We start from the raw sequence: 14,837 nt of genomic DNA, 5'->3' as shown, positions 1-14,837 counted from the left end.
ATGCAGCGCTGGCGCGCTGCATAGGGAACGGCTCCGCTGACGCTCCGCCAGATTCCCGCGCAAGCGCGGGAATCGAATTCCGCAAGCGGAATTCTAGGTGTGTGCCAATTCGCGCAAGCGCGAATTGGGGGAATCCCGCAAGCGGGATTCCTGGGGCTGGCAGTAGGGGGGGTGCATCGCGCGCGGGACTGTGTAAGGCTTGGGATTCCCAGCCATCATCCCTGTAAAGGATGTGACGGACCGTCGACTGACGGGGTGCCGGCCTCGTTGTAGTGACGGGTTCCGCTGCGCTCCACCCTGAACCCCTCCCCCATCGTCTGACCGTCCCGGCATGTCCGCCAATGGCCTGTCAGCATACAGGGAAACGGCCGTTCGTGAGTGAGATTGAGTCACTGTGTCACCCTCGGGTGCGAAGTTGGTGTGCGGGTGATGCATCACAAGTTGTGACTGTGTAGAGTCTGGGATCAGATGCTACACCCCTAGCGCTGCGCACCTTACGCCTGGATTCCATTTTTTATTACGCGCTGCATTCCGCGAAAAGGAGAACATGGGGCATGGCCGTGAAGCTGCGTGATCACCAGATCGAGGCCGTTGCCGCCATTGTGCGGGGTCTTGATGTTCCGCCGGGTGGTATTCCCTGGAATGGTCTTCGTGGACAAGTGCACGCCGCGTGTGGGACGGGGAAAACCATCATGGCTGCCGCGTCGGCGAAACGGCTTGTGCCCAGGGGGCGTGTGCTCGTGCTGGTGCCGACGCTGGATCTGCTGGCGCAGACGGTGAGGGCGTGGCACGAGGCCGGGCACAAGGGGCCGGCGGTGGCCGTGTGTTCTCTCCAGGACGACCCGGAGCTGTGGTCGTTGAAGGTGCGCTCCACGACGAACCCGATCCAGTTGGCGCTGTGGCACGGCTCCGGGCCCGTGACCATCTACGCCACCTACGCGTCGCTGGGGGTGCTGGCGGAGGCGTTCGAGGGTGTCTACGGTCAGAAGCTTGATCCAGTAGACCTCGCGGTGGTTGATGAGGCCCACAGGACAAGTGGGTCGATGGGTAAGGCGTGGGCGGATATCCATGACCAGACCGTCATCCCGGCGTACAGGCGGCTGTACCTGACGGCGACGCCGCGAATCTGGGAGGAGCGGCTCAGCCGGGAGGTTGCTGAGGGGGTGCGGGATGCGCTGCCGAGGGAGATGGCGGCCTCCATGGATGACGAGAAGGTCTTCGGCCCCGTCCTGTACAAGCTCTCGCTCGCCTCTGCCGTCTCCCGAGGCTTGCTGGCGCGGTATCAGATCATCGTCCTGGAGCTGAAGGACCCCGTGGTCACCCCCGAACGGCTGATGGGCGAGGAGCGGCGCAGCGAAGAGGTACGCGGTCAGCGGCTGGGAGCCTTGCAGGCCGCGCTCCTGCACACCATGAGCCAGCACAACCTGCAGACGTGCATCACGTTCCATCATCGGACGATCGAGGCGCAGGCGTACGCGGAGGGCCTGGAGCGCGTCGCGGCGAAACTGCACGCCGACCAGCCCGAGACGTACCCCTCTCGGATTTGGGCGGACTGGCTGTGCGGCGAACACGTCCCCGAGCGCCGGCGGGAGGTCCTGGGTTCGTTCGGGTCGACGGCGCAGCGAGCTGTGCTGTCGAACTGTCGTGTTTTGGGCGAGGGTGTCGATATTCGAAGCGTGGATTCGGTTGCCCTACTTGACCCCAAGGGAGCGCCGCACGACATCGTCCAGGCCATCGGCCGGGCACTCCGGCAGAAGCCCGGACAAGGCAAGCTCGCCTCCCTGATCGTGCCCGTCTTCCTACAGCCCGGAGAGCAGCCTGAGGACATGTTCACCTCCGGCTCCTACCGGCCCCTGGTGAAAGTCCTGGAGGGCCTGCGCGCGCACGACGAAGAAGCCGTCGAATTGCTCGCGATCCCGCAGGAGCCGCAGAAAGACGTCGCACAGCCGTCCGTGAACATCGGTGTCGCGCCGGAGGAGGGCGAGGAAGAATCACGTTTGCTGCTCCGTTTTGCCGCCCCCAGGGATCCGGTGATGGTCGCGGAGTGGGTGTCGTTCAATGTGATCGACACCGAACGCCAGGACTGGGCACGCGGCTACGCGGCGCTGCGGCGGTACGTGGAGCGGGTCGGGAACGCTCGGGTGCCCTACGAGCACCGGGAGGGCGCGACACCGCTCGGGCAGTGGGTGGCAGAACAGCGACGGGCGTACGGAGCCGGGCAGATGACCTGCCAGCGCGCCCGCCGGCTCGAGCAACTCGGGATGGTGTGGTCGCCGGCCGATGAACGCTTCCAGGAGAACCTGGCGGCCGCGCGGGTCTACTACGAGCAGGCGTTCAGTCTCTGTGCTCCGCGGACAGCCACGGTGCTGGACCGGCCGTTGGGAATGTGGCTGGCGAACCTCCGACGGCCCGGGGCGCTGGACGGGCACCCGGAATGGGCGGCCGCGCTCGAGGCGATCGACCCGGACTGGAACCCCGCCTGGCCGGCCGACTGGCAACGCCACTACGCCGCCGTGCGCGAGCTGCTGCGCGACGAGACCGGAACGAAGCTCCTGCCGGGCGTCACCGTGGGAGGACAGGACGTCGGACGGTGGCTCCTTCGGCAGCGCCAACCGGGCGTGTGGGCAGGACTCATGGATGGCCAGCGCGAGCTCCTGGAGGAGCTCGGCATCACGCCGCTGGCGCTTGAGCCGGAGACGCCCGGCAAGGCCCCTCGCGGCGGTTCTGACGCCTTTGAGCGGGGTCTGGCGGCGCTGACTCAGTACAAGGACCGCACGGGCACGGTGGGGCCGATCAGCCGCTCCCACATCGAACGGATCGTGATCGACGGTGAGGAACACCCGATCAAGCTGGGAGTGTGGATCATGAACCTCAAGGGGCGCAGGGCGAAACTGCCCGGAGACCGGCTCGCGCAGCTTGCCGCGCTCGGACTCGACTGGGCCACGTGAGAAGGGCGGCTGCTGGCATGGTGTGGAATGTGGAGGACCTGGCGCGCGACACTGTCCGGCGCCAGGGCGACGGGCTGACCGTCGCGCAGGTGCCGGAGAAGACGGCGGAGGCCGCGCGGCGGGAGCGAGAGACCCTCGAGCAGCTGGCGACCGGGCCCGTCGACCGGGATCCGTACGACGTTGACCCCGCGCGCCTGGCGGAGGTGTGGGCAGCGCGGCATGCCGAGTGGCGGCGGGTCGCCGCGTGGCTGGACGTTTCCGAACGGGCTGTCTATGACCCGGCCATGGACAGCGAGGGCACAATCTCGGCTGACGACCGGGAGAAGCGGCGGCATGGTGCTGCGGTGCGGCGGGCGGCATGGGAGCTGGAACGGCAGGGCGGGCGGGACGAACTGCGGGCACAGGTGTGGCTGCCGGCGGACGTCTCCCGTCGGCTGCGCGCCCTCGCGGCCCGGGCTGGCTTGGCCCCGGAGCAGGTCCTGGCCCAACTCGCCGACCGGGTACGCATCGACGATGACGGCGCTCTGAGTGTCAAGGCCTTCGTCCCGTAGTCTCCGCAACGCTGGCTGCTCCCGTCTGCGGGAGGAGCCGGGCACATGGTGCGGGCGCTGTGCACATGGGGATGTGCCGCCCCCGTACATCCAGCCCTTCGAGGCCCCGTCCCACGGCCCCCTCCCCGACCCGTCCGAACACGACGCCCTGTACCAAGCCATGCCCCGCGCCAGCCCGGCGGCCACCGATGCACCGGAACCGGACAAGAGCAGCTGCCCGCCACCGGCTCGCCCAACCGATCGCACTGGTGACACATCACCGCTTGGCATCACCGGACGGCGCCGTGTCCCGGCCGACTGCTAACCGTGCGTCAGCGCCACCCGCCAAGGTCACCGACAGCACTGACCCATGACAGGCGTGGCGTGGGCACAGAGATCAGCACAGCAACGTGGCGTGAGGCGCACTGTGTCGTGTCTCAGGTGGGACCTGCACAGCGTGAGCGCCGTGCAGCGGCGTAGCAGATCACAGGATCGTGAGTGCAGGTGAACAGCGCTCTGGCTCGGCGCGGACAACAAATACGCCTGGCCCTTCAGGTTCCGAGGCCCGGCGCACCCGTTCGTCCCACATGGCAGGCCAGCGTGTCTCAGCACTCCATCTCACTCCTTCGAGAGGCACCCATTCCAGGTCAGTTCTGCGAAGGTCGCTGTCCACGAAGTCGCTCACGATCTCAGTGAGTGCCTCCTGCATCAAGTGCAGATCGCCTCCCAAGCGCAGTACCTCCTGGTAGGCACGGACAGTGTTGGCAGGAAGTTTGTAGGAGAAGCTGTCGGTCATGGCACGTGCCATCGGTAGCAGGACGCCATTTCCGTGAGCCAGGTCAAGGTGTTCGTAGCCGTCCATGATCAGGACAGCGTCACAGACCGTTGGCAGGACACGGCAAGGACAATGCCTGCGGCCCCGGCCTGGCGTAGGGATTGCCCACTCATTCCCGGGCTGGGTACTTGGCCTCTACTGGTAGGCCTGGTTCAGCGCCCAGATCGCCCAGCAGATCACGGCCAGCGACAGCACAACCGCCGTCGTGCCGAGTGCGACTCCGGCCCGCGCCCGGGAGGGAGTCGCCTCCTCCTGGCCCCGCGCCCTGCGCAGCGCGACAAGGCCGCAGACGACCGCGCCGATCCCCGCGGGCACGATGAAGTACACGGGAAAGAAGCGGACCTCGTTCGGAACCCAGGCAGGCAGAAACGGGCACATCATCATCGCGACGGCGGCAGCGCCCAGCACAAACGATGTCGTGCCCCGCGGCTGCTGCCGCACCGTCAGCTGCTTGCTCGACCCGGCTGTCTGCTCAACGGAACTCATGGCCGGATGCTAGGCAGCGGGTCCCGTGCTGCGCTTGTGCGCGAGTACCTAGATCGTCCTGAGTAGCCCGCAGTCGACGATGCTCGGCCCGCCCACAGCATCGCCGGGGCCGGTCGGGGGCGTACTCACGGGCGACTACCCGATCCAGACGACATCCAGGACGGACAGGCGCCGGGTCAGCCGGTTGATCACGTAGACGACGGACAGCTGTCCGATGGAGGCAGCGCGGACGTCCTCGCCTTCCGGGTCCCCGGCGTTCCACTGGGGCCAGCCCCACGGGGATCGCACGGCGATGTCGAGGACGTCGCGGACCATCTCCTTGGCGGGCGCGGGGAGCTCGGTGAGCACATTTGCCGCCTGCGGGGACAGGCGCACCGTCCACGCCTGATCGGTCACGGGCGGGTGCCGAGGACGTCGTCCAGGTCCACGAAGCCGGACTCGTCGCGGCCGGAGTCCATGTAGGCGTCGACGGCCGGGGCCGCGGCGGCACGCAGCTGCCAGGTCCGCACGATGTCGTGCAGCGGTGTGAGGCTGTAGCTGTGGCGGGAGTCCTCCAGGGCCTTGGCCCAGTCCCGCTCGAAGGCCGGCACCCACATTTCGGCGCGGCGGTCGGCGCGCAGCTGTGCGAGCAGCTGGGCGGCGGCGGCCGGGGCCGGCGGGGCGGGGGCTTGTTCGGGCTGTGCGCTCATCGGCACCTCCTGGCAGGTCCTCCCGCCACGGTACGCGCGACGAGAAGCCGTAGAGGCGGGGATGGGCAGATCGTTTTCCGTCGGCGTCATCAGTAGTCCAGGTCGAGGTAGTCGATGTTGTTGATCTCGACGTCGCTGAGGCCCTGTGCGCGAACTCCGCCGTCCTGGAAGTAGATGTCCTTGAAGCCTTCGGCGATGATCGCGTGCATCTCCTGGTCGCCGGCGCCCTGGTCGCGGGCGTCGAAGAGGCGCTGGGCGTAGGCCGGGGGGAGGTGGACGGTGAGGCGGCGGAACCGTCCGTCCTCGGTCGTGCCGACGGGTGCGGTGTAGCCGAAGCGGGCCCTCGTCTCCACCGTGACGCCGGTGGCGATGGCGGCCTGCCGGCGGCGGCGCTTGCGGACCCGGGGCTGCCAGCGCTGCCGCACCGCCTCATCGACCTTCGCCGCAATGTCCGGGGGCGGGTTCTTGCGGGCGCCGCGCCGGTAGCGGTTGACCGAGTCGGCGGTGACACCGATCTCCGCCGCCACCGCTTTCGCACTGCCCAACTGCCGGATCAGGAAGCCGATCCGGCCCTTCAACGTCCTGGGGGGCTCCTGGGTGAACGACTCGCGGTCGGCGCGCTCGATGGCGTCTTCGATCTCTCCCGCCACGGCGCTACTCCCCTTCGTCCAGGACGGCGTCGCCGCCCTTGATGTGACGGGCTGGGTTGAGGCCCTGCTCCATCAGGTCGACTGCCCACAGCATCGTCTGGACACCCTCCAGTTTCGCCAGGCCCGGCGTGGGCCCGAGGCGGAACCCGCCGGGCTGGGGCTTGCCCGAGGCCGCGTAGGGGAGGAAGTCCAGCGGGCTCTCCCCCGGCGACGGGTAGACGACGCAGTCGGACAGCACCGCGAGCGGGAACAGGCCCGTCATCCTGGCCATGTTGGCGAGCTTGCGGTGCATGTTCACCCGCGCCTTGGAGATGACCGCGGCGCGGATGTCGGGGCGCCAGGTCGGGCGTTCCAGCGCCGGCCAGCGCTCCCCCTGCTGGTAGGACTTGCCCTGGGGGCGCTCGCGCAGCTTGCCGACGCCTCCCTTAACCGTCGCCTTGATGGCGGCCAGGACGGCGGCCATCGCCGGGTCGGTCTGCTTGTGCTGCTCCATCGCGGCGAGGAACTGATGGTCGTCGAGGTCTTTGGTGACGCCGAGGTCGGCGAGGGTGTCGACGTAGGCGGTCTTGAGCCGGTCGTGCCACGGGTCCAGGTACGCGCCGCTCTCGCGCCGCAGGTACGCCTCGAGGGGGTGGACGTTGTAGCCGAGTTCCTGGGCGTAGGCGACGGTGTGCGTCTGATACCAGGCCGGCCCTGTCGGGCGGGTGCCGTCCGGGGTGAACGGTGAAGGCAGGCGGAGGTCGAGCTCGATGTGGGAGAGGTCGACCAACCAGGAGCCGGGGATCTTCGGATTGAAGGCGGGAGCGTGGAAGTGGTCGGGGGCGGACAGGCCGACGACCAGGCGGGCCGCAGCCGCGAGGAATGCCGTGTTGAGGTCCAGGCCTACCGCATACGGCAGCGTGCACTCCTCATCGCTCAGCAGGTCGACGTCGCGCACCCACTGGTAGGCCTCCTCGTTCAGGAAGCCGCCACTCCAGCCGGAGTTGACGACAACCGGGTGTTCGGCGGTGGCCTCCGGCGGCGCCGGGTCCATCGGCTCCGTCCCGAGGCTGCCGGGGTTGTGGCCGGAAACCCAGTTCCCGGTCGCGCGATCCTGCACGGCCCGGGTCGGCGGGCGCAGCGCGGTCATCAGCTCCAGGCCCGAGACGGCGGTGGAGCCGCGCGGGGTAATGACCCGGTTCGCATAGACCCCGAGGACGCGGGCGATGTCGGCCGGCTCCATGTCCGCAACACCGGGCCACGACCGCTCATCCAGGGCGTCCCAGGACAGCACCGCCAGCTGCACACACTGCCGCTCGCGGCCCTGGGCCTTGCGGTAGATCCGCGCCCAGGGGCCGAACCCGCGCTGGGTGAGCTGCCACTTCGCCTTGACCACCTGCTTGACCACCGGGTGGTCGGCGGGCAGGCGCAGGGAGCGGCGCTGCTCGTGGCCCTCCAGACGCTCAGGGAGTCCGAGCTTCACGGCGGCCGCGGCGGTGAGGATGATCAGCGGGTCGGAGTCCTTGCCGTAGCGGTTGAGCTTCGGCGCACCGAGGCCGGACTCGCGCAGCGTCCACTCCACCAATTCGGGGATGGTGCGTGCTGGGCAGTCGAGCACGATGCCGTCGACGCCGTACGCGGAGCCGTCGCCGTCCAGCACGGCGAGCGGACCGTGCGGGAACCGCGGGTCCAGGGCGGGTCCGGCGGTCTTCTTCGGGGCCGGGCGACGGGACGATGTCGCAGGGCGGGCGGCCGGACTCTCCGGCGCGACCGGCATAGCGGACATCTCCACCGGCGCGGCGGTCTGCGTCGCGGGCGCCGCAGGTGCGGTCGGGCTGGTGGACGTCTTGGGAACCGTCTCCGAGTGGGGATCGGCAGCCGGGGCGGGGCCGTGTGCGGGGTGCTTCGCCGTCCAGCCGTCCAGCAGCCGCCGGTAGGCCGACAGACGCGGCTCCTTCGGCTCGCTCCGGCCGTTCTCCCAGTTCTTGATGCTCTGCGTCGACGTCTTCATCGCTGCCGCCAGGCGGGCCTGCGTGATGCCCGCGGCCTCACGCAGCCGCGCACGCTCCGCAGGCGGCGGAAGCTGCGGCTCCTCCTCGAGCAGCGCGTCCACAGACGCGAACAACTCTTCCTCACTGGTTGCCATACACGCCTCCTCCACCTGAGACCCTAGCAGAATTTAACCCAATTATTTATCTCCTCACTTAGCCAGATCGGATCCTGGTGCAGCATCGAGCTCATGGCTGCTGATCTTCTACGGCTGGCGGCTGGTCCTGAAGGAGGGCTCCGCGATCGCGGTGAAGCGCCAGGGTCCGCAGAGTGTGACCTGGAAGGCGTACTTGGCGGGATGGCAGCCGTCGGACATGGGTATAGTGCAGTCACAACCTTTTACTCAGGCACAGGGGCCCCGCCGATACGTCGGCGGGGCCCCTGTATTTGTGCGGTCAGGCCACCTGCAGGTTGGGGCGTCCCTCGGCGGGAGGCACCGTCGCGTAGGAGGGCAGCTTGAGGTTGGGCAGGTCGCCGGCCTTAATGCTCGCGATGGCCTGCCGGAAAGAGTTCTCCATGTCCTCGGGACTGGCGTACTTGGCCGCGAGGGGATGCAAGCGGTAGGAGTTGCCCCTGCCGCCGTCCTCGTTCTTCGGGCGCAGCACGATGTTAAGGTCGCACAGCGGCGCCATGAGGTTGCTGACGGCCTGCGGGGTGACGCTGTACTCGCGGGCCATGTCTTTCTGCTTTATGGGCAGGTGGCCGCCGAAGTCGGAGCGGTAGAGCAGGTAGTTGTAGAACTTCACCGAGGATCCGGAGATCGGGAGTGCCCAGATGCGCTCGGATACGACCGGGGACAGGACCTCAGCCATCGGTACCCCTTCCTCGTCGACGACAGCGGGACAGTTGGTGGACGTGTATCACCCGGTGCGCTTCCCTCTGTTGTAGTACCCCTGTTGGGTGAACTCGAGGTCCAGCTCTTCCTGGTGCACGTCGGGTCCGATGGCGTTGGGGAAGGCTTCCGGATCGCGATCGTGCTGGGCGGCGATCTGATCGAGGACGGCGTGCTGGGCGGTGCTGTTGCCGTGGAACCACAGTTTCACGTTCAGCTGGATCACGCCGTTTCCGGCCTGTTCCACCCACTTGTAGCCGACCAGGGCCCGGACTGCGCGGTTCACCGTGGAACGGGTGATCCGCTTCCCGCCCTTCTTGGCCGCAAGCCTGTTCAGGCCGTCGGTGATCTCCTGTTGGGTGTACGCGGCGATTCCGGTGCCGCGCTCCTGACCGCCGGCCACGTAGAGGAACACGCAGAGCTGAGACTTGGTGATGCTGTTGGCGACGGCCAACTGCGCCAATAGCTGCGTGAACCAGTTCGAGGCGAGGCTGTAGCCGGCGTCGCCCGCCATGTCGTGGACGGCTCGGTGGTCGGTCTCGTACTCGAAGGTGACGTTCTTCAGCTTGCGGCGGTCGCGGGGATCGGCGCTCGGGTTGGCCTGGCTGAGCTGTTCGCCCAGCACTTGCAGGAGGTCGTCGAACCCGACGTCCTCGGAAGTTCCGTCGGGGACCGCACGAGGGCGCGGGCTCCGGGGTGTTGGCGGATCAGATGTCACAGGACCTCCTTGTTACTCAGGCGCTCCAGAGACTAGCCCAAAAATCAACCAGGGCTTGTCTTTTGGTGCAGGGACGCGCCGGGGGTCCGCCAGGAACGCTTCCTCCCGCATGACGGCTCAGGAACTCAACGAGGCATGGAGATTCAGTGCCGTCCGGCCACACTAATCAAGCAAAGCTTGATTTCCTGTGTCGGAATTGCGGCACACTCCCCGCTCGACATCCCAGGCAGGGCGCAGCTTTCGACGCCTCGCTGCATCGCCCTGACCTGCGGACTTCCCCGGCGCAACCCCAGGCCGCAGAAGATCAACCACAGCTTGAGTTTCGGGGCCGAATGTGCTCGCCACGTTGACATTTCCGGGCCTCAAATGTGCTCCGCAGGACACCATGATCCATCTAAAGATGCAGGTCAGAGGCGAATGGGCGCGGCTGTCTCTTCTTAAAGAGCACCCTCACCCACGCACTGCAGGGCCGTCGACATGGCGACCGGCAGACTGCCCGTCTCTACCCACAGCCCGAACAACCCATCGTGGACCTGTACCACCGAAAGCCAGCCCGAACAGTGGGTCACACAGGCAACCAGGAACGGAGGCCACCTGCACCACTTCCTTGCCTCAGCCACGCCATCTGCATTTCAGACCGTCACCCGCGTGCTGCCGCGGCGTTCCTCCTCCCTCTGCATTGATGATCAAGGGGGGACAAGAGCGATGACGCCGGATCGCTCAAAACGGAGCAGTTACGGCTGGGGCTGCGCGGCCGAACGCCTGCCGGCCGTGCTGACCGGTTCTGTCGGGGTCGGCGGGCCGGGCCGCGGGCACAGTGGGGTCGCTGTCCCACACGACGAGATCCACGGCGCGGGTGTTGATGCGCAGTTCCACCAGGATCGAGCCGGGGGCGTACTTGCAGGCGTTGGTGACCAGCTCGCTACCCACCGACTGGGTCAGGTTCCCCGTCTGGCGGCTGCGCTCCCGCATCTCATCTCTTGATGGCCCGGCTGTGCCCGGCTGTTGATCAGCTACAGCAGGTCTGTTCTGTCACCCCCGATCGGGTACTCCGACTGCGGCAGACGAAGCACGAGGGTGTCATGCGAGGAATGCACGTCTGAAGGCGTACGCCACTCGGGAAACGGGTTGGGCACGAGCTGGTACGCGTACTCGCTATAGCCGTCTTTGTTCAGTGCGTGGGCGACCACCGCGACCTCGTACGCGCTGCGGTCGCGGAGCACTGCTTCCAGCACCCACCCGGCGTCCATGCTGTTGAGGGCTTCCACGACGGGCGCAATGGTCTGGGCCTGCCGCTCGCGCCCCACTGCGGCCAACATCTGGTAGGCATCCGCTTCCTGGGCGAGGAGACGCAGCGTGTCGGCCATGACGACGATGTCGTCTGGGGAGCGGTCGCGTCCGACCGTGCTGAGCAGGTGGAAGGCGTAGCTGGCGCCGGCCATCCTGCGCAGCCCGGCGGTCAGGGCGGCCACATGGGTGGGGGTACCCCGTGCTCCGGCGATGTCGAGCAGTTCGAAGGCCATCGCGAAGTCGTCGTCCGAAGCGAGAAGAATACGCATGCCGCCGAGGACGAATTCGGCGTCTCTCGTAGCAAGCGCGGTGAAGCGGACCGGCAGTTTCCTGATCTTGCGGAACATTTCGAGTACTTCCCGTGTCATGCGTTCGACATGGGTCTCCTCATCGCCGGTGGCACAGTTACCGGCTTCGTCTGGTTCAGGCTGCACCGGCACGGTGGGGGTGCCGTCGGCGAGGATGTCCGGTGGGTTGTCCTGGTGTAGGTCCTGCGCGAGGCGTTCGAGGCGCTCGGCCCCGTCGTCCAGGTGCCGGGCGGCCTTGGCCAGCGCCTCGTCGATGTCGTCTGCGTCCGCGTCAGCGGTTTCCCGGCTCGTGGAGCGGGGAGTGAGCACCGTCTGTAGGGGAGAGTTGTCCGGTTGTCCGCTCTGGTGTCGCAGCCGTTCGAGTTCCTCGGTTAGGGCCCGGACCTGTTCGGCGGCTTGTTCGGCCAGGCGGTCGGCCTTGTGTCGCTCCGTCTGGGCGCGCCTGAGTTCGTCCTCGGCCCTCTTGCGCTGGATCTCGCTGCGGGCGAGGCGCTCGCGGACCTTCTCCAGCAGTTCGGGCCGGCGCGTGTGGCGGCGTAACCGGTCGCGTTCAGCGGTGAGGGATTCGGTGTCACGGTGGAGCTTGTCCACCATGGTGAGCAGCACCACCACCATCCGGTTGGCGTTGCCTCGTTCGCGTTCCAGGTCTGCGGCCCGTTCCCAGGCCCGCAGCAGCTTGTCGTGCACTGCCAGGGTCCGTCTTTGGACCTGCACCAGTTCCTCGGTGAGGTCCGCACGGGCGCCCGGCTCGGCCGGGCGGATCGGTAAGGACTCGGGCTGCGAACCGGAACGGCCGTGGATGCCCTTGAGAGCGCGGAACTCCTGCAGTAGGCGATCTCGCTCGGGGGCGTCGCGGGAGCACGCGTCCGCGACCGCCTGGACGAAATCCTCGTCCAGCTTCACTCCCGCCAGCCGCTCGGCGACCGTTGTCCGGCTGGGGACACGCCCGTCACGGAAATGCTCGGCGGTCAGCTGGGCGCGGAGGTCGTCGACCGTCATGCCTGCGGCGTCCAGCCACGCCCGAAGCAGCAGTGCTGTCTCGTTGGCCTGCGCGTTGCCGCCCTTCAACGGCCCCCAGGGCCGGGTGCGTCGGCTCGGGTAAGCCAACCTGCTGCTCCTCACTTGTCACGGACAACCGGATCCCGTCCGGTCTTGTCCTGGCGTGAGGCCGGACAAGTCGACGCGCTCCGGGCGGACGACGCACCGTGGTCACCACACCGAGGGCTGCGGCGGAACATCGCAGCCCGGCATGCCATTCGCACGCACGTTCTGGAGACCCTACCGATGACCGATCTTCTTCAGCATGCTGTTCGCCTGATGCTGAACGGACTTCTGACTCAACTGCCCGCCCAGCTGCTCACCACCGCTGTTGCCGCAGCCGCGGCAGCCGGGTGGCGCGCCCGCCGGCGACGCCGTGTGACGCTGGCAGCAAAGCCGGTACCTCCGGCCAACGAACAGTGAGCCTGCCGTTTGCCGCGCCCCGACGAGGAGGTGGGTATCGCCCGGTCGTCCGCCCTGGGAGAACGACCGCAAGGCCCCGGCCCGTTGCCGCCGCCGTCGATGCTGCGACCGGTGTCGAGGACGGCCGCGTCCAGCGGGCGCGCCCCGTGCCCGGTGCCACCGGCAGACCTATACGGAAACACACCTCAACCGGCCCCGGAGACACGACACTGAGCTCATGGACTGGGTTTCCCCTCTCTCGGGCATCGTCGGCGTAGTCATCGGCGGTGCCATCACGCTGCTGGGTTCAAAGGCAGCCTTGGACCGGCAGCTAAGGGTTGTCCCGTAACTGTGGTCGTGGGATGGCCGCAGGCTCGTCAGGTGTTCTGGGTGCCTCCTGCTCGGGATACACGAAGCGCCCGTCATCTGGTCAGCGTCCGGTGATCAGGAGTCGGCGAGGATCTCAGCCTTCAGCCGGTCGTACTCCTCGACAGGAGCAGGCATGTCGTCGAAGTAGTCCTCCCAGAAGCCGGGCGCTGCCATGCGCGCGGCGCCAGGGTCAGCCGGCCTTCCTCCAGCTCTGCCACCCAGCATCTCGGCATCCGATCGCTGACCACCGTGAACATTGCGGCGTCCCACAGGCTCGGGGTGTCCCGATACTCCGTGGTGTCGAGCCGATCGGGGATGCGGAGCAGCACTTGGTCCGGCTTCGTGAGCACCTCCAGCACGGGGTACTCCGTGCCGATACGGATGCCGGGGTGATCGTTCTCGACCTTGCCGGTCACCGGGCTGATGATGTGCGTGCAGCGGACGATCATGCATGCAGCCTAAGACGCCGTTTCCTTTGGTGCTTGCTGGCCGCCGGTGTCGCCTTGTCCTAGCGGTGTGAGAGCCTCCGGGCATGAGCTACGACTTGGCCGTATGGGAGGGAGAGCGGCCGGCGGATGTGAGGACGGCTCGCCGAGCCCTCACTGACCTCTACGACCGCTACTTGGACGCAGAGGCAGACCATCCTCCGACCGAGCGCATCGCGGATTATCTTGCCGCGCTAGTAGAGCGGTGGGGTGACGCGTCTGTGGACGGGGACGCCTCGCCCTGGGCTGGATGGCCGTTGATCGCGGGAGCCAGCGGCCCGTTCGCCTACATTCCATTGGGTTGGAGCATGGCCGAAGAGGTCTCTGCGTATGCTGCGGCACTCGCGGACTCGATGGGGCTGGTCTGTTTCGATCCTCAGCAGAAACGGCTCAGGCCCCCTGACGGGGTTGGTCAGGCGGCGGTATCCGATCAATAGCGCTGCCAGGCCGACGAAGGCGAGGAAGTGTTCTGGTTTCCGCTCGTAGCGGCGGTGCAGGCGTCGGCAGCCTGCCAGCCAGGACACGGTTCTCTCGACCACCCAGCGGTGACGGCCGAGCCGCATGGACGACTCGACCCCTTTGCGCGCAATGCGGTGGCGGATACCTCGTTCACGAAGCCATTGCCTCAGGTGGTCGTAGTCGTAGCCTTTGTCGGCGTGGAGCTTGGCGGGGCAACGGCGGCGGGGCCCGCGGCGCGAGCTGATCGGGGGTATCCCCCGCACGAGCGGCTTCAGGCCGAGGCTGTCGTGCATGTTGGCGCCGGAGATGCCCAGTGACAGCGGCAGTCCGCTCCGGTCAGTGATGAGGTGAATCTTCGATCCCAACTTGCCGCGGTCGGTCGGATTCGGTCCGGTCAATAGCCCCCTTTTGCGGCCCGGACACTGACGGAGTCGATTGCGCAACGTGACCAGTCCAGCTCTCCCCGGCTGCCGAGTTCGTCCAGCACGACGCGGTGCAGCCTGGCCCAGACCCGGTCCCGGCTCCACTGGGCAAAGCGTCGATAGACCGTGGGCCAGGCCGGCCCGAACACCGGCGGTAACTGCCGCCAGGTGCAGCCCGAGGTGGCCACGAAGATGATCGCGGCGAGAGTCTCCCGATCGCCGGCCCGCCGTCGGCCCCCGCCCTGCGGACGGTTCACCTCGACGGGCGGCACCACCCGCCGGAACAGCACCCACAACTCGTCCGGCACCAACCGTCCAACCAGATCCGTCATGCACGGATCAACGAAC

The 14,837-nt window shown here is 67.6% G+C and carries 15 protein-coding genes and 1 pseudogene; 4 read left to right on the top strand and 12 right to left on the bottom strand.

Features of this window, described 5'->3' with window-relative positions; translation table 11 throughout:
- The first annotated feature begins 554 nt into the window (after nt 1-554).
- Both OG933_RS45540 and OG933_RS45535 read left to right on the top strand, forming a co-directional pair.
- Nucleotides 555-2,948, top strand: coding sequence for a Helicase associated domain protein (locus tag OG933_RS45540; protein WP_331731020.1), 2,394 nt, complete (start codon nt 555-557; stop codon nt 2,946-2,948).
- A gap of 17 nt (nt 2,949-2,965) precedes the next feature.
- Nucleotides 2,966-3,499, top strand: coding sequence for a hypothetical protein (locus OG933_RS45535; RefSeq protein WP_331731018.1), 534 nt, complete (start codon nt 2,966-2,968; stop codon nt 3,497-3,499).
- A 463-nt stretch (nt 3,500-3,962) separates the two neighbouring features.
- Here the strand turns inward: OG933_RS45535 and OG933_RS45530 are convergent, their stop codons facing one another.
- The 10 genes from OG933_RS45530 to OG933_RS45485 all read right to left on the bottom strand — a co-directional run bounded on the left by OG933_RS45530 (nt 3,963) and on the right by OG933_RS45485 (nt 12,421).
- Nucleotides 3,963-4,340: a hypothetical protein gene (locus OG933_RS45530; RefSeq protein ID WP_331731016.1), complete on the bottom strand. Its 378-nt coding sequence runs from the start codon at nt 4,338-4,340 to the stop codon at nt 3,963-3,965.
- A 108-nt stretch (nt 4,341-4,448) separates the two neighbouring features.
- Nucleotides 4,449-4,799, bottom strand: coding sequence for a hypothetical protein (locus OG933_RS45525; RefSeq protein ID WP_331731015.1), 351 nt, complete (start codon nt 4,797-4,799; stop codon nt 4,449-4,451).
- A gap of 135 nt (nt 4,800-4,934) precedes the next feature.
- Nucleotides 4,935-5,195, bottom strand: a complete 261-nt coding sequence (locus tag OG933_RS45520; protein ID WP_331731010.1) for a hypothetical protein — start codon at nt 5,193-5,195, stop codon at nt 4,935-4,937.
- Complete coding sequence (locus OG933_RS45515) at nt 5,192-5,488, bottom strand: DUF6247 family protein (protein WP_405633783.1); 297 nt, start codon at nt 5,486-5,488, stop codon at nt 5,192-5,194. The genes OG933_RS45520 and OG933_RS45515 overlap by 4 nt, the downstream gene beginning before the upstream one ends.
- An 89-nt stretch (nt 5,489-5,577) precedes the next feature.
- Entirely contained in the window at nt 5,578-6,138 is a 561-nt protein-coding gene (tpg, locus tag OG933_RS45510; RefSeq protein ID WP_331731006.1) for a telomere-protecting terminal protein Tpg, read from the bottom strand.
- A 4-nt stretch (nt 6,139-6,142) separates the two neighbouring features.
- Entirely contained in the window at nt 6,143-8,263 is a 2,121-nt protein-coding gene (gene tap / locus OG933_RS45505; protein WP_331731004.1) for a telomere-associated protein Tap, read from the bottom strand.
- A gap of 298 nt (nt 8,264-8,561) precedes the next feature.
- Nucleotides 8,562-8,978, bottom strand: a complete 417-nt coding sequence (locus OG933_RS45500) for a hypothetical protein (RefSeq protein WP_310436807.1) — start codon at nt 8,976-8,978, stop codon at nt 8,562-8,564.
- A gap of 48 nt (nt 8,979-9,026) precedes the next feature.
- Nucleotides 9,027-9,716 carry a hypothetical protein gene (locus tag OG933_RS45495; RefSeq protein WP_405633781.1) on the bottom strand — a complete coding sequence of 230 codons (690 nt, stop codon included), beginning with the start codon at nt 9,714-9,716 and terminating at the stop codon, nt 9,027-9,029.
- Between the two features lie 720 nt (nt 9,717-10,436).
- On the bottom strand, nt 10,437-10,688 hold the full coding sequence (locus OG933_RS45490; protein ID WP_331730998.1) for an ATP-binding protein: 252 nt from the start codon (nt 10,686-10,688) through the stop codon (nt 10,437-10,439).
- A gap of 41 nt (nt 10,689-10,729) precedes the next feature.
- Nucleotides 10,730-12,421 carry a hypothetical protein gene (locus OG933_RS45485; protein WP_405633779.1) on the bottom strand — a complete coding sequence of 564 codons (1,692 nt, stop codon included), beginning with the start codon at nt 12,419-12,421 and terminating at the stop codon, nt 10,730-10,732.
- Nucleotides 12,422-12,598: 177 nt separating this feature from the next.
- Here OG933_RS45485 and OG933_RS45480 point away from each other — a divergent pair, with 177 nt between their 5' ends.
- Entirely contained in the window at nt 12,599-12,775 is a 177-nt protein-coding gene (locus OG933_RS45480; protein WP_331730993.1) for a hypothetical protein, read from the top strand.
- Nucleotides 12,776-13,224: 449 nt separating this feature from the next.
- On the opposite strand, the gene OG933_RS45475 is transcribed toward OG933_RS45480, so the two are convergent.
- Entirely contained in the window at nt 13,225-13,572 is a 348-nt protein-coding gene (locus OG933_RS45475) for a hypothetical protein (RefSeq protein ID WP_331730991.1), read from the bottom strand.
- Nucleotides 13,573-13,655: 83 nt separating this feature from the next.
- Here OG933_RS45475 and OG933_RS45470 point away from each other — a divergent pair, with 83 nt between their 5' ends.
- Entirely contained in the window at nt 13,656-14,045 is a 390-nt protein-coding gene (locus OG933_RS45470; RefSeq protein WP_331730989.1) for a hypothetical protein, read from the top strand.
- Here OG933_RS45470 and OG933_RS45465 read toward each other — a convergent pair.
- A pseudogene (locus tag OG933_RS45465) lies at nt 14,022-14,821 on the bottom strand (IS5 family transposase); the annotation flags it as partial. The gene OG933_RS45470 and the pseudogene OG933_RS45465 overlap by 24 nt on opposite strands.
- Between the last annotated feature and the right edge of the window lie 16 nt (nt 14,822-14,837).

Origin of the sequence: Streptomyces sp. NBC_00016 (assembly GCF_045040885.1) — a bacterium.
Lineage (GTDB): Bacteria > Actinomycetota > Actinomycetes > Streptomycetales > Streptomycetaceae > Streptomyces > Streptomyces coriariae.
Note: the sequence above shows the minus strand (reverse complement) of the source record. Positions and strands in the feature narration are given on the sequence as shown.